This is a genomic window from Acinetobacter sp. D009, assembly GCF_038562025.1.
GTDB classification, from domain to species: Bacteria; Pseudomonadota; Gammaproteobacteria; order Pseudomonadales; family Moraxellaceae; genus Acinetobacter; species Acinetobacter pittii.
Map to the genome: position 1 here is coordinate 3,239,637 of NZ_CP151886.1, position 18,456 is coordinate 3,258,092.

Genomic DNA, 18,456 nt, shown 5'->3' on the forward strand with positions numbered 1-18,456 from the left:
GCTCCTTAGAAATTTTACAATTAAAAAAGCCCACCTGTTTAAGATGGGGCTTGATTAAGACTTAATAGAATCTTTACGCCAATTTCTTTTCTTCAATGAATTGAACATCTGCAATTTGTGCATTCCAGAACTCATTCCATAAAGCACAGTAATCAATACATAGCTTGGTTAAGCTTTCATAATCATCTTTTGTAATTGCTTGTGCTAATGCAAACCATAAATCATCTTCATGATCATCATCAGCAGCCTCAGATGTTTCATCCGTAGATACACCATGTACATGGTAGTAACCACCACCTTCAACATCGATATTTACGAATTTGGTTGCTTGACGTAATGGAGGACTAAAAAGAATGACTTCCTCCTCTGCAACAGCTAATAATGCCACGACATTAATATAACTATCATAAGAAGATTCTAAAAATGATCTAACCTGATCTGCAAATTTTGATGGTTTATAATTACGACGGTCAAGTTCCGTTAAACCATAATCATTAAGTAAATCTTCATATAAAGGATAATGAGCATATTCAGGATTACCCAGATAGTAATTATCTTTGTCTAAACCAGGGCGAAAACCAAACTCATCAAGTATATTTAAACTTAATAATACCCGTGGATACATCTTCGCTCCAGAGTGGAGTTTAGGTTCCAATTGTTTTGTTAAAAATTGAGCCTTTAATAGAGCGTCAGTAAAAATTTGTACAATCGCATGACGATATTCTAAATGGATAAGAGTCAAACGTTGTTTATCAAGATATCCACTGTTTAACAGTTCAATAGCAGGATGGTTGCAAACTGGTAACTCTGCAATTGTTTTTCTTAACTGTTTAAGAAATTGTAAATTTTCATCCCATTGTTTTGCAGGAATACTATTTTTCATCCCCTGCAATGCTTTTTCTCTTGGATTATTAAAGTCTTCAAATTTTTTTAACATAATGATTCTCTGTAAAAAGTTTTTCTTATAGTTAAGTTATAGGCTCTCTCTTTATTACAATTTTGCATTCAATTGCTAAAATAAATTCCGCACACCCATACTTAACAAGTTGATACTATGTGTATTATCTCAACAAATCAACGGATTAATTAATAATATTTAAAAAAGTAAACTATTGCCAATTAAATATATAATATGTTGTTTTTTAAATTAACCAAACTATTGAATAAATATAATTTTTTAAATACTATAAAATAAGTTTTATTTAAGCTTCTACACTTTACAATAGCAAAGTTAATCAAAAAATATCCGCAACGGGGAACCCGATGACAAAAAGAGAAACTATTATAACAACAGCAACATCCCTCTTTAACCAAAAAAGCTATACTTCTATTGGTGTTGATCGTATTATTGCTGAATCAAATGTTGCAAAAATGACTTTTTATAAATACTTTTCTTCTAAAGAAGCCTTAATTGAAGAATGTCTTTATAAGAGAAATTTAGAGATCCAATATTCAATATTGGAAAAAATTAAAAACACCAATAACCCCTTGATTAAATTAAAAAAGATATTTAATTGGTATATCGATTGGATTAATACAGATGACTTTAACGGCTGCTTATTTAAAAAAGCAACCATCGAAGTCATGCAATTGTACCCTTCTATTAAGCATCAAATTAATGAATATCGGGAGTGGATTTACTCATTAGTTTTCTCAGCTCTTTCAGAGTTAGAAGTAGAAAACACAAAAATCCTAACAGGGCTCTTTCTTAACATTGTAGATGGAATCATTATTGATGGCACTATAAATAAAGGAAAGATTAATCCAGAACAAACGTGGTCTTATATAAACAAAATTATTGAATTAGAAACAGTTCAAGAGTATGCAACTATTTAATTTATAAATTAATTAAATTTTTATATTTTAATAAAGATAAAAAGTATTTTTAATTCGGTGGAGTCTACCCTCCAACTCCACCAAAAATCCATTCACTCCCTAAAAATTAATATTTTTATTTAGTTCTATCTTCATCAATTTCAATTATTATATAAACTTCATAATACTTTATAACAATCCTTTTCATCTCTTATATTTTATAAAATACAAACATCAATTTATTAGTATTACTTTATACTTGCAGTATATATTCATAAATTATTATATGTAAAATACTCAACTAACTGAGAAGCTGATACTATTCACTACTACTGATATATAGGTGTATTTTAGAAGATAAATTTATTTTAATTAATTGTTCTTTAAAGATAAAATTAAAAGGAAATGTTAGGTTTAAAAATCGATATAGAAAAGATTAAGCGAAGTGAGCGCCTTGAGATTCAATCAGTTGATCGACGTGAACAGGCATTCCTAATAAATAACCCTGAAATTGCTGACAACCTAAACGGGTTAAAATCTCAACTTGCTGTTGAGTTTCCACCCCTTCCGCTGTTACGGTTAAACCTAACTTTTTAGCTAAATGTATTATACTTTCTAATATAACTTCTTCTTTTGAACCTGGTTTTAAGTCAACGATAAAACCACGATCAATTTTCAATTCATCTACAGGTAAATCTTTTAAATATAAAAAGCTTGAATGGCCTGTTCCAAAATCATCAATTGCGACTCGAATGCCCATATCACGTAGTCGCTCACAAGCTCGAATACTTAAATCAATATGTCGCATTGCAGTTGATTCAGTAATCTCAACAATTAAGTGATGAGGTTGAATTTGATATTTTTTCAATAATGCTTCGAGTGTACTAAATAATTTTTTATTTTCGAACTGTAGTGCAGATAGGTTTACTGCGACTGGATAAAATGGGGTGTTACTGCGTTCCCACTCTTGAATTTGCAGGCAAGCTTGCTCAAGTGCCCAATATCCCATTGGAATGATCAAACCCGTTTTTTCTGCACCTTCTATAAACATATGCGGTGTGAGTATTCCTAAAGCTGGATGATTCCAACGGATTAATGCTTCAACGCCACAGACTTCAAGATTCGTATTAAATTTTGGTTGGTAATATAGGATGAACTGCTTTTCTTCTACGGCCTTATAAAGATCATTGATCAGTTTTGACTGACTTCTCGTTTCTTGTTGATGGGTTGAATAACTAAAGATGGTGTAAGTATTTCGGCCTTGCTCTTTAGACATGAGCATCGCGGCATCAGCATTCATGAGTAAGTCCTGAACATTTTGTCCATGCTCAGGAAATAGTGCCACCCCTAAACTTGCAGAGATATTAATTTCTTTACCAGAAATCTGATAACTCTCTTGAATCAGCTGTAAAACTTTCTCAGCCAAAATAACTGCTTCATCGGCATTTGTATTTTCGGCAATAAGTAAAAACTCATCACCGCCAATTCTAAGCAGTTTACACTTCTCATTGAGTTGCCAATGTAAGCGGTTCGCCATCTGAATAAGTAATTGATCCCCCACATGATGCCCAAATGCATCATTCACCGATTTAAATCGGTCTAAATCAATGTATAAGAAAGCAATTTTCTGATCTTTGTATCGATGATCTGAAAGTAAGACTTCAGCATAATCCACCAAATAAAGGCGATTTGGTAGTTTAGTTAAATTGTCTTGTATAGATAAGTTAGCTAATTCTTTATTAGCCTTGCGTAATTCTAAATTTTGTTGAGTAAGGCGTTGCTCTAACATTGCAACAATAAAACTTGCTACGAGTACCAAACAGGTGACTAGAATAATTGTAAATAATAATAAGTCATGCTCAGCCTGATATTGGCTAATAAATTTATCAGTAATATTCGTCGCAATAAGCGCTGTGTAGTGCATCCCCATAATACTTAAGGTCATCATAACCGAAAATGCGATTTTTAAAGTTAAGCGATATCGTTCCGTGTCTTTTAATTTATAGGCGAGTAAAAACGCTAGCCCTGAACCACTCATTGCAATTAATACAGAAAATAAAAGTAAAAACGAAGTGTAATCTTTTTTATAAACATTCATATTCCAGCCCAACATGCTAATGTAATATGAAGCTGAAATTCCGATTCCCATAATAATCGAGCTCAAAATGAGTCTAAATAAAGGGAGCGTAAAACGCGAAGTCAACCACATCGCAATGCAAGATAACAATGCACTAATGGCATAAGAAATTGCAATTAAAGGAATATTAGAGTGAGCTGTATCAAACAGATGATAAGCTTGTATACCAACAATATGGACGATGCTAATTGCTAAGGCGAGTAGCAATCCATTAATAAATAAAATTAAGGATTCAAATTTCTTATAGACTTGCTTGAATATTAGTTGCTCCATGGAAATTACAATATAACAAATGAAGCCAGCTGCAATAAAAGAGCCGACGATCAATGTGCTATCGTAATCAACATGACCCATATTGGACTTCCATGATTATTCAATACTTTTTTTTATTTTGTTCAACTCATTGCCCAAAATACAATTAAACATGTTAAAGAAATTTTAGTAAATTTGACTTATTCAGTCAGTTATAAACAATAACATTATCTATCTTTTGGTCAAGTATTTTTTACTTTATAAATCAATAAAGTAAATAAAAATTAAGCAGCCAATTATATGAAAAATATAGAATTTATTTAATCTAGTCAAGTTGACCTAATCGCAATTTTCACATTCAAATAAAATAGTATAAATAAAGAACCCTGCTTAAAGCAGGGTTCTTTTAAAACGTTAGATAAAGAAAATTAGTTCTTTTCTTTGTCTACGATTTTGTTTGCTTGAATCCAAGGCATCATTGCACGCAACTTATTACCAGTTACTTCAATACCATGTGCAGCATTTTGACGACGACGAGCAGTCATAGATGGGTAGTTTAACGCACCTTCTTGAATGAACATCTTAGCGTATTCACCAGATTGAATACGTTTCAATGCATTACGCATTGCTTCACGAGATTGTTCGTTGATTACTTCAACACCAGTTACATATTCGCCGTACTCAGCATTGTTAGATACTGAGTAGTTCATGTCAGCGATACCGCCCTCGAACATTAAGTCAACGATCAATTTAAGTTCGTGTAAACATTCGAAGTAAGCCATTTCTGGTGCATAACCAGCTTCAACTAAAGTTTCGAAGCCCATTTTCACTAATTCAACCGCACCACCACAAAGAACTGCTTGCTCACCGAATAAGTCAGTTTCAGTTTCTTCACGGAATGAAGTTTCGATAATACCTGTACGGCCGCCACCTACGCCAGAAGCGTAAGAAAGAGCAACATTACGTGCATTACCAGAAGCATCTTGGTGAATTGCGATTAGGTCAGGAACACCTGAACCACGTTGGAACTCTGAACGTACAGTGTGACCAGGTGCTTTTGGAGCAACCATGATTACGTCTAAATCTTTACGTGGAACAACTTGGTTGTAAAGAACAGAGAAACCATGAGCAAATGCAAGAGTCGCGCCTTCTTTGATGTTTGGCTCAATCACGTCACGGTAAAGTTGTGATTGGAATTCATCTGGAGTCAAAATCATTACGAGGTCAGCTTGCTTAACAGCAGCAGGAACTTCTGCAACTTTAAGACCTGCATTTTCAGCTTTCTTCCAAGAAGCTGAATCTGCACGTAAACCTACAGTTACGTCTACGCCTGAGTCTTTAAGGTTAAGTGCATGAGCATGACCTTGAGAACCGTAACCAATAATCGCTACTTTCTTGCCTTGGATGATTGATAAGTCACAGTCTTTATCGTAAAAAATTTGCATTTGTGTTCTCCGCTAAAATACTTTTTAAAAAATTAAATGGCTAATACTTTTTCGCCACGGGCGATACCAGATACACCTGAACGAACGACTTCTAGAATAGTGTTTTCTGCAAGCGCATCGATAAAACCATCTAATTTTTCAGTTGTCCCTGCTATTTGAATGGTATAGGTCGTTGGTGTCACATCTACAATCTGCGCACGGAAAATATCCGCTGTTCGCTTAATCTCAGCACGTGAAGCACCTAAGGCTTTTACTTTAATCAGCATCAGTTCACGCTCAATATGTGAACCTTCTGATAAATCAACTACTTTTACAACTTCAACAAGTTTATTGAGCTGCTTTGTAATCTGTTCAATCTTATGGTCATCACCATAAGTTGTTAATGTTAAGCGTGACAAAGTTGGGTCTTCGGTTGGCGCAACATTCAGTGTTTCAATGTTATATCCACGTTGGCTAAATAAACCAACAAGGCGAGAAAGCGCACCAGCTTCGTTTTCAACGAGTACAGAAATAATATGTCTCATTATGTACGCTCCCCTTTACCTAACCACATATCCTTCATAGACTGACCTGCGATCAGCATTGGATAAACATGTTCCGTGCGATCAACCATGACATTAATGAATACACATTTATCATTAATCGCCATTGCTTCAGCAAGCTTCGACTCTAGTTCATCAGCATGATCAATCTGGATACCAACGTGACCATAAGCTTCCATTAACTTGCCAAAATCAGGCAATGATTCGACGTATGAGCTTGAGTGACGACCTTCATAGTTCATATCTTGCCACTGTTTCACCATACCTAAAGCACGGTTATTCAAGCACAAGATCTTCACATTCATGCCGTATTGCTTACATGTTGAAAGCTCTTGAATACACATTTGAATTGAAGCTTCACCAGTAATACAAACAACTTGTTGATCTGGGAAAGCGAGCTTCGCAGCCATTGCATAAGGTAAACCTACGCCCATGGTGCCCAATCCGCCTGAGTTAATCCATTGACGTGGACGTTTGTATTTGTAATACAACGCACCAAACATTTGGTGTTGGCCCACATCTGAAGTGATGATGGCATCACCATTGGTCGCTTTATATAAAGCTTCAACAACTTGCTGTGGCTTCATTGTGCCATCAGTCGGGGTTTCAAACTTCAAGCCATGAACTTTACGCCATTCATTAATTTGATCCCACCACGCAGCAATTGCTTCAGGGTTTGGCTTAGACACATTCAATTGTTTCAATTGCGTCAACATTTCCTGAAGTACAGGCTCAACTGCCCCTACAATTGGAATGTGCGCCATAATTGTTTTTGAAATGCTCGCCGGATCAATATCAATATGAATAACTTTAGCATTCACACAGAATTTTGCTGGGTTATTGGTCACTCGGTCATCAAAACGCGCACCAATTGCAAGAATGACATCAGCATTATGCATCGCCATATTTGCTTCATAAGTACCGTGCATACCCAACATGCCCACAAACTGTGGATCATCGCCAGGGAAACCACCAAGGCCCATAAGTGTGTTAGTTACTGGATAACCTAGTAAATGTGCGAGTTCAGTCAATAATGCCGATGCATTACCTTGAACAACACCACCACCCGTATAAATTACAGGGCGTTTTGCACTTAAAAGCTCATCAATCGCTTTACGAATTTGGCCAGAATGACCACGTGAAGGTGGCTGATAAGAACGCATCTTCACTTTTTCAGGATATTCGTACGCAAATTTTTCTGCAGGATTTGTCGCATCTTTAGGAATATCGACTACAACTGGACCAGGGCGACCACTTGCTGCGATATAAAATGCTTTTTTGATAATTGCAGGAATTTCGCTTGCATGACGAACTTGGAAGCTGTGTTTCACGATTGGACGTGAAATACCTACCATATCAGTTTCTTGGAAAGCGTCTTCACCAATAAGATGTGATGCAACCTGGCCAGACAAAATCACCATTGGGATTGAGTCCATATAAGCTGTTGCAATTGGAGTCACAGTATTAGTTGCGCCAGGTCCAGAAGTGACCAGTACTACGCCAGTCTTACCTGTGGCACGCGAGTAAGCATCTGCCATATGACCAGCAGCTTGTTCATGACGTACGAGGTAATGATTAATTTTGTCTTGTTGAAATAGCGCATCATAAATATGTAATACAGCGCCGCCTGGATAACCAAAAACATGTTCAACGCCTTCGTCCGCAAGAGCACGAACGAGCATTTCACCACCAGATAAAAGTTCCAACGTGATTCACCCTAAAATCTTTATCACTATTTATGGAAGGCACAAATAGTGTTTCATTCATTGAATTGTCTGCACTGTTATAGCACACATATTGTCTAGTTTTCGTTGCAATAGAAAAATTTCTGTTTTTCAGCCGTATAAGCTTTTTTAACATTAATAAAGCATGTCTGGATATACATACTTTAAGTAAAATCAATCTCTCGGCTAGAGAGAATGTCTATTACAAAACATGACGGTTATTCGAAGGGTGATCAAATAATCGCATATAAAACTAAAGGAAGCATTTTTGTTGTTTAATTCACTAAAGTCAAGATTAAAGAAACACTTTTCTATGATTATTTTTTAACTGACTATTTTTTCATCTTATTTGATTTTTCCACTTTTCTTTTTTTATGATTACCCCGCTTTTTTCAGGTTTATTCTTGTTTAATTTTTAACGGAAAATAAATCCATCCCAAAACTGCATTTTTGTCGATTTTGCGCTATGCTGTGCAACAATCTTTAATATCAATTTTTGTTGTATAGCTTACGTCTATGACTATTTCTCACATTGACCCCGAATATCAAGCAAACACGATTGAACCATCAGTTCAACAAGATTGGGAAAATCGTAAAGTCTTTAAAGTTGCCGACACTGTCGAAGGTAAACATCGTTACATCCTGTCAATGTTTCCTTACCCAAGCGGCAAGCTGCATATGGGGCATGTGCGTAACTATACAATTGGCGATGTGATTAGCCGTTTCTATCGTTTAAAAGGTGAAACTGTATTACAACCTATGGGTTGGGATGCATTCGGTTTACCTGCAGAAAACGCAGCAATTGCCCATAAAGTTGCTCCGGCAAAATGGACATTTGAAAACATTGCGTACATGCGTGACCAATTAAAAAAATTAGGTCTATCTGTAGATTGGGATCGTGAATTTGCAACTTGTACACCAGAGTATTATCACTGGGAACAATGGTTATTTGTTCAGCTTTATAAAAAAGGCCTGATCTACCGTAAACTTTCAACAGTAAACTGGGATCCAGTTGACCAAACTGTTTTAGCAAACGAACAAGTTGAAAATGGTCGCGGATGGCGTTCTGGTGCATTGGTTGAAAAACGCGATATTCCAATGTACTACTTCCGTATTACTGACTATGCACAAGAATTATTAGACGACCTAGACACTCTAAAAGACGGCTGGCCTCAACAAGTGTTGACTATGCAGCGTAACTGGATCGGTCGTTCTACAGGCATGGAAATTACTTTCCCATCTGCCAATACCGAAATTTATGCTGATGGCTTAACTGTTTATACAACACGTGCTGACACGCTTATGGGCGTGACATATGTTGCCGTTGCAGCAGAACACCCTCTTGCGCTTAAAGCTGCTGAAAACAACCCTGAATTGGCTGCATTCATTGAAGAGTGCCGCATGGGTTCAGTTGCAGAAGCAGACTTGGCAACAGCCGAGAAAAAAGGCATGGCGACAGGTTTGTTTGTAAAGCATCCTGTAACTGGTGAAGAGCTTCCTGTCTGGATCGCAAACTACGTATTAATGTCTTACGGTTCTGGCGCAGTGATGGCTGTACCAGCGCATGACGAACGTGACTTCGAATTTGCTAACAAGTTCAACTTGCCTATTAAGCAAGTAATTGATGCCAAAGGCGCTGACGATGCAGACTACTCTGCAACTGAGTGGCAAGAATGGTACGGTTCTAAAGAAGGTAAACTTGTTAACTCTGGTGAGTTTGATGGTTTAGAATTCCAAGCTGCATTTGATGCATTCCTTGCAAAATTAGAACCACAAGGTTTAGCAAATTCTAAAGTTCAATTCCGTTTACGTGACTGGGGTGTTTCTCGTCAACGTTACTGGGGTTGTCCAATTCCAATGATTAACTGTGATACTTGTGGTCAAGTCACAGTTCCAGAAGACCAGCTTCCAGTTGTATTACCAACTGACGTTGTTCCAGATGGTTCAGGTAACCCGCTTAATAAAATGCCTGAATTCTATGAAACTAAATGTCCTTGTTGTGGTGGCGATGCACGTCGTGAAACAGATACCTTGGATACTTTCGTTGAGTCATCTTGGTACTACGCACGCTACGCATCTCCAGACTTTACTGGCGGCATGGTTAAACCTGAAGCAGCTCAAAACTGGCTTCCTGTAAACCAATACATTGGTGGTGTTGAACACGCGATTCTTCACTTACTTTATGCACGTTTCTTCCACAAATTAATGCGTGATGAAGGTGTAGTACAAGGTAATGAGCCATTTACCAACTTGTTAACTCAAGGCATGGTGCTTGCTGATACATTCTATCGTGAAGCAGAAAATGGTAAGAAAACTTGGTTTAACCCTGCTGATATCGAATTAGAACGCGATGAAAAAGGTCGCATTCTTTCTGCAAAATATTCAGGTGATGGTCAAGAAGTTGTGATCGGCGGACAAGAAAAAATGTCTAAGTCGAAAAACAACGGTATCGACCCACAAGCGATTATTGATCAATACGGCGCAGACACAGCACGTGTATTTATGATGTTCGCTGCTCCACCAGATCAATCTTTAGAATGGTCTGATGCAGGTGTTGAAGGTGCAAACCGTTTCTTAAAACGTGTGTGGCGCCTTGTGGCAAGCTTCCTTGAAAAAGGCAACCAAGCTTCTACGATTGATACTGCTAACTTGTCTAAAGATGCTCAAGATTTACGTCGTAAAACTCACGAAACTATTCAAAAAGTAAGTGATGATATCGAACGTCGTCATGCATTCAATACTGCGATTGCTGCTTTGATGGAATTGTTAAATGCGAGCAACAAGTTTGAAGCAAAAGATGACAACGACGTTGCTGTAGAACGTGAAGCGATCACCACACTGTTAACTTTACTTGCTCCATTTGCACCGCACTTAAGTCAAACATTATTGGCTCAGTTTGGTACAGATGTAACAGAAGCAACATTCCCTGAAGTCGATGCCTCTGCATTAACTCGTAATACGCAAACGATTGTTGTACAGGTTAACGGTAAACTTCGCGGTAAACTTGAAGTTTCTGTTGATATTTCTAAAGAAGATCTATTAGCTCAAGCTAAAGCCCTTCCAGAAGTTCAACAATTCTTAACAGGACCAACAAAGAAAGAAATTGTGGTTCCAAATAAATTAGTTAACCTCGTGGTTTAATTAAAGTTATTAATGAGAGGATCAAGCATGCACTTTGCCAAACGTTTAGCCGCTGTTGTTTTGACCTTAGGCCTTAGTGCAGGCTTAGTCGGGTGTGGATTTCATTTAAAAGGAACCAACCCGACTGCAACTCCGCTTGTTTATAAAAAATTAAGCCTTGAGTTACCAGCTAAAACTGATGATTTAGAAACCCAGTTAAAAGTTTATTTAGCTGCAAATGGTGTTCAATTCAGCAATGATAATGATGCCTACGTACTCCGTGTTTTAGAGTACACACCACGTCGTCAGCTTTTAAACGGAAAACTAACGGAAGTATTATTACGCTTAACCGTAACCTTCCAGATTGAAGACCGTCAGGGTAATAAAATTACTGAACCACGTTCATTAACTGCGTCTCGTAGTTACCAATATGATCTTGCAACGGTTAACACCGAAAATCAGCAAGAATCTTATTTGCAACGTATTGTGATCGATGACATTGCACAGCAAATTACTCGTCAGATTTCAGCAAACCGTTTACCAAAAGCTCAGCCTTAATCTTTATTTTTACCAGCAATGAAAATTGACTATTTACAAGCCTTAAAACGCATTCCGGAAGCACGGGGTGCGTGGATTTTACATGGCCAAGAACCTTTGCTGGAACAAAATTTATTAGATGCTTTTCGTAAAAGTTGGCAACAACAAGAAGTTGAAAGACAGCGCTACGATATTAGTAGTGCAAGCGACTGGAAAAATGTTTTTAACGCTCTTAACAGCTTATCTTTATTTTCTCAGCAGCTTGCCATTGAAGTACATGGCAATATAAAGCCTGACGCAAATGGGCTAAAACAACTTAAAAGTTATATTCAACATAATGAAACTAACCTTCTTTTAATTGTTTTACCTAAGCAAGATAGTAGTAGCTTAAAGTCTGCTTTTTTCCAAGTTGTGGAAGCAAATGGTGTTGTCGTTGCCCTAACGGCAAACTATCCGCAAGACCGTCAAAGAATTTTATCTGCTGAAGCAGAGAAACTTGAAATTCAACTCGATAATGACGCATGGCAGTGGCTCATGCAGCATCATGAGCATAATCTGCTCGCAGCTAAGAATAGCTTGATGCGTGTAAGAGATACTTTTCCAGACCAACAACTGATTCAAATTGAACAGTTGTATGCTTGTTTACAAGATCAGTCTCGTTACACCACTTACGATTTAAGTGACGCACTGTTAGAAGGTAATCTCGCTCAATCTATTAAAATTTTTCAATATTTAATTGCTGCTGGCGAACCAGAAAGTCTGATTTTATGGACACTAAGCAAAGAAATGCGTTTACTGATGCAATTATTTGAACAGCCTCATAATGCATTACAACTTGGTATCTGGAAAACTAAAGTCAGTTTATATCAACAAGCGTTAAGAAGATTAAATCCTCAACAGTTTTTAGGCTGGTCCACCCTTCTATTGCAAGTTGATGCAGCAATTAAAGGAATGTCGAATGAAAATTCCCAACATTTGATGCAGCAGGCCATTGCTGAATTATGTGGTAAAACGCTATTTATACAATAATTCGGCGGAATCATTTTTCTTCATTCTTGAAATATAATAAAAATTCACGTTTTATCCTCATTTCGCTTTTATACTAAATTAAATTTTAAACTTTTCGACCTCTCACCATGCCAAAAATAAAGCCAATCAAACTTGTTATTATTATCCTCTGTATAGCAATTATTGCTGTATTAGCTTGGAAGTTTTTAAAGCCTAAAGAGCAGCAACCTCAATATATTACTGCTGAGGTAACACGTGGGGATATTGAAAATAATGTACTTGCGACAGGTACACTGGATGCGACCAAACTTATTAGTGTGGGTGCGCAGGTATCTGGTCAGGTTAAAAAGATGTATGTACAGTTGGGTGATCAGGTTAAACAAGGTCAACTCATTGCGCAAATTGACTCAACCACCCAAGAAAATAGTCTAAAAACTTCAGATGCAAACATTAAAAATTTAGAAGCACAGCGTCTTCAACAAGTTGCTTCCTTAAATGAGAAACAACTTGAATACCGTCGTCAGCAACAAATGTATGCGCAAGACGCAACGCCACGTGCAGATTTAGAATCGGCTGAGGCAAGCTACAAAACAGCTCAGGCACAAATTAAAGCATTAGATGCACAAATCGAATCTGCAAAAGTCACAAAATCTACGGCACAAACCAATATTGGTTACACACGTATTGTTGCTCCAACTGATGGTACGGTTGTCGCGATTGTGACTGAAGAAGGTCAAACCGTAAACGCAAACCAAAGCGCGCCAACAATTGTCAAAATTGCAAAATTACAAAACATGACGATTAAGGCGCAAGTCAGTGAAGCTGACATTATGAAAGTTGAAAAAGGACAACAGGTTTACTTTACAACCTTAGGTGATGAAACTAAGCGCTACGCAACTTTACGTCAAATTGAGCCTGCTCCTGACTCAATTTCTAGCGATTCAACAAGTACAACAAGCTCAACAACCAGTTCGGCTGTTTACTACAATGCCTTATTCGATGTGCCAAATACCGATGGTAAATTGCGTATTGATATGACTGCACAAGTTTATATCGTATTAAATTCAGCAAAAAATGCCCTGCTCGTTCCTTCATCAGCACTGAGTTCTAAACAATTTTCAGGCCAAAGAAAATCTGGTCAATCCTCTGATAAATCAAGTTCTTCACCTGAAGCAGCTAAAAAATCTCAAGGAAATGGAGCTCGTCTAGAGCGTCTTAACCTGACTGCTGAACAAAAACAACTGGTTGAACAAGGTAAATTAACATTAAGTGTTGTACGTGTATTACAAGCTGACGGCACAACTAAACCGACTCAAATTTTGGTGGGTATTAACAACCGTGTAAATGCGCAAGTTCTTGCGGGCTTAAAACAAGGTGATCAAGTTGTGATTGCAGATAGTGCCGATACTTCTGCTGCATCAGCAAATAGTAGTAATAACCGTCGCCGTAGTGGCCCAATGGGAATGTAAGCATGACAAAACAAGCTTTGCTTGAAGTCAGCAATCTAGTCCGGGAATTCCCTGCTGGCGAAAGCACGATACAAATTTTAAAAGGTATTGACCTGACCATTTACGAAGGTGAACTGGTTGCCATTGTCGGCCAGTCGGGTTCCGGCAAATCGACCCTCATGAATATTTTGGGGTGTTTGGACCGACCTACGAGTGGTAGTTATAAGGTTAATGGACAAGAAACAGGTAAACTTGAGCCAGATCAGCTGGCTCGACTACGCCGTGAATATTTTGGTTTTATTTTCCAGCGCTATCACTTACTGGGCGACTTATCTGCCGAAGGTAACGTAGAAGTTCCAGCTGTTTATGCTGGTGTTACGCCTTCTGAGCGTAAACAACGTGCAACCGCTCTACTGACTGAATTAGGGTTGGGCACAAAAACACTCAATAGACCAAGCCAACTTTCTGGTGGTCAGCAGCAACGTGTTTCTATTGCCCGTGCGCTGATGAATGGCGGTGACGTTATTCTAGCAGATGAACCGACGGGGGCACTTGACTCTCATAGTGGTGTTGAGGTGATGCGTATTTTGCGTGAACTCAATGCTGCAGGTCACACTATTATTTTAGTCACCCATGATATGCAAGTTGCAAAAAATGCGACTCGTATTATCGAGATTAGTGATGGAGAGATTATTAGTGACCGCCCTAATGTTCCAGATCAAGCAGCCGAACCAATCAAGACTGATCCTGATGCCGCTCCTGCTTTACAAGGTAAACAGAAGAAAGGCAAAAGTATTTCTGCATGGCGTTCTACTTTAGACCGTTTATCAGAAGCCTTCCAAATGGCTTTACTGTCTATGAATGCCCACCGCATGCGTACTTTTTTAACCATGCTTGGGATTATTATTGGTATTGCATCGGTTGTTACCGTTGTCGCGCTAGGTAAAGGCTCTCAACAGCAAATTTTAAGCAATATTAGCAGTCTGGGAACAAATACGATTACGGTATTTCAGGGCCGCGGTTTTGGTGATAACTCTAAAACTGCAAGCTTTAAAACCTTGGTACCTGCCGATGCCGATGCGTTAATGACTCAACCGTATGTCAGTGCAGTTAGCCCCATCGTTAGTACATCCAAAACCATGCGTTATCAACAAAATGAAGCTAACGCGACCATTAATGGTGTGAGTAACGATTATTTCGATGTGAAAGGTTTGGTCTTTAAAGATGGACAAACTTTTGATCAACGTAGTGTTCGTGATCGCTCACAGGATGTGGTCATTGATACCAATACTCAAAAACAATTTTTTAGTGACGGTACCAACCCAATCGGTCAAGTGGTACTGCTCGGTAGTGTACCTGCTCGTATTATTGGTGTTGTAGAACCGCAAACGAGCGGCATGGGCTCAGATGACACTTTAAATGTCTATATGCCTTATACAACCGTGATGAGCCGTATGTTAGGACAAACCCATGTTCGCAATATCGTGGTTCGTATTAATGACAAATATTCAACTGCTGCAGCTGAAAATGCGATTGTAAATCTATTAACCCAGCGCCATGGTGCACAAGATATTTTCACTATGAACAGTGACAGTATCCGTCAAACCATTGAGAAAACAACTAGCACAATGACCCTTCTGGTTTCAGCAATTGCCGTAATTTCATTGGTCGTTGGTGGTATCGGGGTAATGAATATTATGTTGGTTTCGGTGACTGAACGTACTCAAGAAATTGGTGTACGTATGGCCGTAGGTGCGCGTCAAAGTGATATTTTGCAGCAATTCCTGATTGAAGCAATTTTGGTGTGTTTAATTGGTGGTGTGCTTGGCGTCTTACTGTCGCTTGGCCTTGGGCAACTTATTAATAAATTTGCTGGCGGTAACTTTAGCGTGGCTTATTCAAGCACCTCAATTATTGCAGCCTTTGTCTGTTCAACACTGATTGGGGTCGTTTTTGGTTTCTTACCAGCCAAGAATGCCGCGAAACTTGACCCTGTCGCCGCACTATCTCGAGAATAAGGAAAATTGCATGTCTTTCTCTATGACTAAACTCAGCACAGCACTTCTTCTCACAGGTTCTCTTGTAGGATGTGCAGCTGTAGTAAAAACACCTTATGAAACACCTGCAGTACAAGTTCCGGGTAGTTTTCAGTATGACACAGCAAAAACAAAAACCATGTCTGCCGATCAATACTCTGACCGTTGGTGGACACTCTTTAACGATGCACAGCTCAATCAACTTGTAAGTAATGTATTAGAACGTAATAGTGATTTAGCAGTTGCAGGTATTGCTCTAAAGCAAGCCCGTCTACAAGCTGACTTAACCGCTAACAAACAAGGCTTGCGAACCAGTTCAAGTGTATCTACTGGACATTCTTTCGATTTAAATTCGGGAGATGACAGTGCTAAAGGTCTTTCCATGAGTGCTGGGGTAAGCTATGAGCTTGATTTGTTTGGCAAGCTTGCCCGCCAAACCGAAGCAAGTAAATGGGAAGCTTTAGCGACAGAACAAGACTTACAAGCCACGGGACAAAGTTTAATTGCAACTACTGCCAAACTTTATTGGCAACTCGGTTATTTAAATGAGCGTTATACAACCGCACAGCAAAGTCTAGCAACTTCTCAAAAGCTTTATGACTTGGTACAGATTCAATATAAAGCTGGTGCCGTTTCAGGTGTAGATCTGACTCAAGCAGAACAATCAGTACAAAGCCAGAAAGCGAGTTTAAGCCAGATTGAACAACAACTGGTTGAAACTCGCACAGCCATTGCGGTGTTATTGCATGAACCATTGCAGCAATTAAATATTCAAGAGCCAAAGCGTTTACCACGCACTGCTCTACCTGCAATTAGTGCTGGTTTACCTGCAGATATTTTATCGCGACGCCCTGATTTGCAAGCAAGTGAGCTACGCTTAAGAAAAGCATTAGCCACTAAAGATGCTACTAAAGCGAGCTACTATCCATCGATTAGCTTAACCAGTAGTTTGGGCTCAAGCAGCACATCGTTAACGGAGTTGTTACGTAACCCTGCCCTCACGCTTGGGGCGAGTTTGAGCTTACCGTTTTTGCAATATAACGATATGAAAAAAGATATCGCGATTAGTAATCTGGATTATGAAAAAGCGATTATTCAATATCGTCAAACGCTTTATCAGGCTTTTGCTGATGTAGAAAATGCTTTATCGAGTCGTACCGAACTCGACAAACAAGTAGCATTACAAGAGCGTAATGTTGAACTTGCAGAAAAAACTGAACGTCTAACCGAAGTTCGTTACCGTTATGGTGCTGTTGCATTAAAAACACTTCTCGATGCACAGCAAACCACACGTACTGCTCGCTTAAGCCTCGTTGAAACCAAGCAAAGCCAATACAATGCTTATGTCACCCTCATGCAAGCTCTAGGTGGTTCCCCTGTAAAAGAACTACCGCAATAACTTGTACCAATTAAAAAAGCCGTAGTCCTTCAACTACGGCTTTTTTATGGCTAAATAAATTTTAAAACTTATTCATCATCCATCATAGATTGGCTCATACCTACAGTATTGAAACCAGCATCTACATATAGAATTTCACCAGTAATACCTGAAGCCCAAGGTGAGCATAGGAATAATGCTGCGTTACCTACTTCTTCAATAGTTACATTACGCTTTAACGGCGCAACTTTTTCATTGGCATCTAACATTTTACGGAAAGATTTAATACCAGAAGCAGCTAAAGTACGGATTGGACCCGCAGAAATCGCGTTTACACGGATACCATCAACACCAAGGCTTGATGCTAAATAGCGAACACCAGCTTCTAAAGAAGCTTTTGCCATACCCATTACGTTGTAGTTAGGCATAACGCGCTCAGAACCTTGGTAAGTCAAAGTCAATAAACAACCTTGACGAGCTTGTAATAGAGGTTTTGCAGCACGTGCCATTGCAACAAAGCTGTATGCACTGATGTCATGAGCAACTTTAAAACCTTCACGGTCAGTCACGTCAGTGAAGTCACCATCAAGCGTGTGTGCAGGTGCAAAGCCAATTGAGTGCACAACACCATCTACGCCGTCCCAATGTTTTGCAAGTTCTGCAAATGCATTATCAATTTCAGCATCAACAGCAACATCACATGGAAACACAAGCTTAGAACCGAATTGCTCAGCAAATTCATCCACACGTTTTTTTAATTTTTCGTTTGGATAAGTAAACGCAAGCTCTGCACCTTCACGGTGTAATGCTTGTGCAATACCAAAAGCAATTGATAATTTACTAGCAACGCCTGCAATCAAAAAGCGCTTACCTGCTAAAAGTCCTTGTGTCATGCCGATCTCACTCAAAACAATTTCAAGCATAATGCCAATATTCGGCGGTTTTCGAAATTGCATAATGCATCTTTTTTCAAAAATCGCACGAAAAAAAATCGCTCCTGATGAGGAGCGACTT

Annotated in this window: 13 protein-coding genes; 7 read left to right on the top strand and 6 right to left on the bottom strand. The window is 38.5% G+C overall.

The genetic code is table 11. The features are described from left to right. Positions 1-73: 73 nt before the first annotated feature. The gene (locus tag AAC388_RS15470) at positions 74-937 is read right to left on the bottom strand and encodes a hypothetical protein (protein ID WP_342370893.1); all 864 of its coding nucleotides are present in this window, start codon (positions 935-937) and stop codon (positions 74-76) included. A gap of 326 nt (positions 938-1,263) precedes the next feature. On the opposite strand from AAC388_RS15470, the gene AAC388_RS15475 reads away from it, so the two are divergent. Further along, positions 1,264-1,836, top strand: coding sequence for a TetR/AcrR family transcriptional regulator (locus AAC388_RS15475; protein ID WP_068929605.1), 573 nt, complete (start codon positions 1,264-1,266; stop codon positions 1,834-1,836). Between the two features lie 415 nt (positions 1,837-2,251). On the opposite strand, the gene AAC388_RS15480 is transcribed toward AAC388_RS15475, so the two are convergent. From AAC388_RS15480 to AAC388_RS15495, 4 genes are all read right to left on the bottom strand, one after another. Then, entirely contained in the window at positions 2,252-4,306 is a 2,055-nt protein-coding gene (locus tag AAC388_RS15480) for an EAL domain-containing protein (RefSeq protein WP_068930352.1), read from the bottom strand. A 326-nt stretch (positions 4,307-4,632) separates the two neighbouring features. Continuing rightward, positions 4,633-5,649, bottom strand: a complete 1,017-nt coding sequence (gene ilvC / locus AAC388_RS15485; RefSeq protein WP_002115094.1) for a ketol-acid reductoisomerase — start codon at positions 5,647-5,649, stop codon at positions 4,633-4,635. A 32-nt stretch (positions 5,650-5,681) separates the two neighbouring features. Continuing rightward, entirely contained in the window at positions 5,682-6,173 is a 492-nt protein-coding gene (ilvN, locus tag AAC388_RS15490; protein WP_002114824.1) for an acetolactate synthase small subunit, read from the bottom strand. Then, complete coding sequence (locus AAC388_RS15495; RefSeq protein ID WP_002115026.1) at positions 6,173-7,897, bottom strand: acetolactate synthase 3 large subunit; 1,725 nt, start codon at positions 7,895-7,897, stop codon at positions 6,173-6,175. The genes ilvN and AAC388_RS15495 overlap by 1 nt, the downstream gene beginning before the upstream one ends. A 534-nt stretch (positions 7,898-8,431) precedes the next feature. Here AAC388_RS15495 and leuS point away from each other — a divergent pair. The 6 genes from leuS to AAC388_RS15525 all read left to right on the top strand — a co-directional run bounded on the left by leuS (position 8,432) and on the right by AAC388_RS15525 (position 17,463). Further along, positions 8,432-11,056 (top strand): leucine--tRNA ligase, encoded by a 2,625-nt coding sequence (gene leuS, locus AAC388_RS15500; RefSeq protein WP_342370894.1) that lies wholly within the window; start codon positions 8,432-8,434, stop codon positions 11,054-11,056. A gap of 27 nt (positions 11,057-11,083) precedes the next feature. Then, positions 11,084-11,593 carry an LPS assembly lipoprotein LptE gene (gene lptE / locus AAC388_RS15505; RefSeq protein WP_002115142.1) on the top strand — a complete coding sequence of 170 codons (510 nt, stop codon included), beginning with the start codon at positions 11,084-11,086 and terminating at the stop codon, positions 11,591-11,593. A gap of 18 nt (positions 11,594-11,611) precedes the next feature. Beyond that, the gene (gene holA, locus AAC388_RS15510; RefSeq protein ID WP_342370895.1) at positions 11,612-12,601 is read left to right on the top strand and encodes a DNA polymerase III subunit delta; all 990 of its coding nucleotides are present in this window, start codon (positions 11,612-11,614) and stop codon (positions 12,599-12,601) included. A gap of 107 nt (positions 12,602-12,708) precedes the next feature. Continuing rightward, complete coding sequence (locus tag AAC388_RS15515; RefSeq protein WP_262440113.1) at positions 12,709-14,049, top strand: MacA family efflux pump subunit; 1,341 nt, start codon at positions 12,709-12,711, stop codon at positions 14,047-14,049. Between the two features lie 2 nt (positions 14,050-14,051). After that, complete coding sequence (locus AAC388_RS15520; RefSeq protein WP_075383332.1) at positions 14,052-16,046, top strand: MacB family efflux pump subunit; 1,995 nt, start codon at positions 14,052-14,054, stop codon at positions 16,044-16,046. A gap of 22 nt (positions 16,047-16,068) precedes the next feature. Next, positions 16,069-17,463, top strand: a complete 1,395-nt coding sequence (locus AAC388_RS15525; protein ID WP_342371587.1) for an efflux transporter outer membrane subunit — start codon at positions 16,069-16,071, stop codon at positions 17,461-17,463. A gap of 68 nt (positions 17,464-17,531) precedes the next feature. Here AAC388_RS15525 and AAC388_RS15530 read toward each other — a convergent pair whose 3' ends face one another. Then, on the bottom strand, positions 17,532-18,335 hold the full coding sequence (locus AAC388_RS15530) for an enoyl-ACP reductase (RefSeq protein ID WP_031944198.1): 804 nt from the start codon (positions 18,333-18,335) through the stop codon (positions 17,532-17,534). Between the last annotated feature and the right edge of the window lie 121 nt (positions 18,336-18,456).

Bases quoted from the DNA above. Each gene is read 5' to 3' on its own strand.
- AAC388_RS15515 (WP_262440113.1), top strand. From the start codon at position 12,709: ATGCCAAAAATAAAGCCAATCAAACTTGTTATTATTATCCTCTGTATA.
- holA (WP_342370895.1), top strand. From the start codon at position 11,612: ATGAAAATTGACTATTTACAAGCCTTAAAACGCATTCCGGAAGCACGG.
- AAC388_RS15525 (WP_342371587.1), top strand. From the start codon at position 16,069: ATGACTAAACTCAGCACAGCACTTCTTCTCACAGGTTCTCTTGTAGGA.
- lptE (WP_002115142.1), top strand. From the start codon at position 11,084: ATGCACTTTGCCAAACGTTTAGCCGCTGTTGTTTTGACCTTAGGCCTT.
- AAC388_RS15480 (WP_068930352.1), bottom strand. From the start codon at position 4,306: ATGGGTCATGTTGATTACGATAGCACATTGATCGTCGGCTCTTTTATT.
- ilvC (WP_002115094.1), bottom strand. From the start codon at position 5,649: ATGCAAATTTTTTACGATAAAGACTGTGACTTATCAATCATCCAAGGC.
- ilvN (WP_002114824.1), bottom strand. From the start codon at position 6,173: ATGAGACATATTATTTCTGTACTCGTTGAAAACGAAGCTGGTGCGCTT.
- AAC388_RS15475 (WP_068929605.1), top strand. From the start codon at position 1,264: ATGACAAAAAGAGAAACTATTATAACAACAGCAACATCCCTCTTTAAC.
- AAC388_RS15520 (WP_075383332.1), top strand. From the start codon at position 14,052: ATGACAAAACAAGCTTTGCTTGAAGTCAGCAATCTAGTCCGGGAATTC.
- AAC388_RS15530 (WP_031944198.1), bottom strand. From the start codon at position 18,335: ATGACACAAGGACTTTTAGCAGGTAAGCGCTTTTTGATTGCAGGCGTT.
- AAC388_RS15470 (WP_342370893.1), bottom strand. From the start codon at position 937: ATGTTAAAAAAATTTGAAGACTTTAATAATCCAAGAGAAAAAGCATTG.
- leuS (WP_342370894.1), top strand. From the start codon at position 8,432: ATGACTATTTCTCACATTGACCCCGAATATCAAGCAAACACGATTGAA.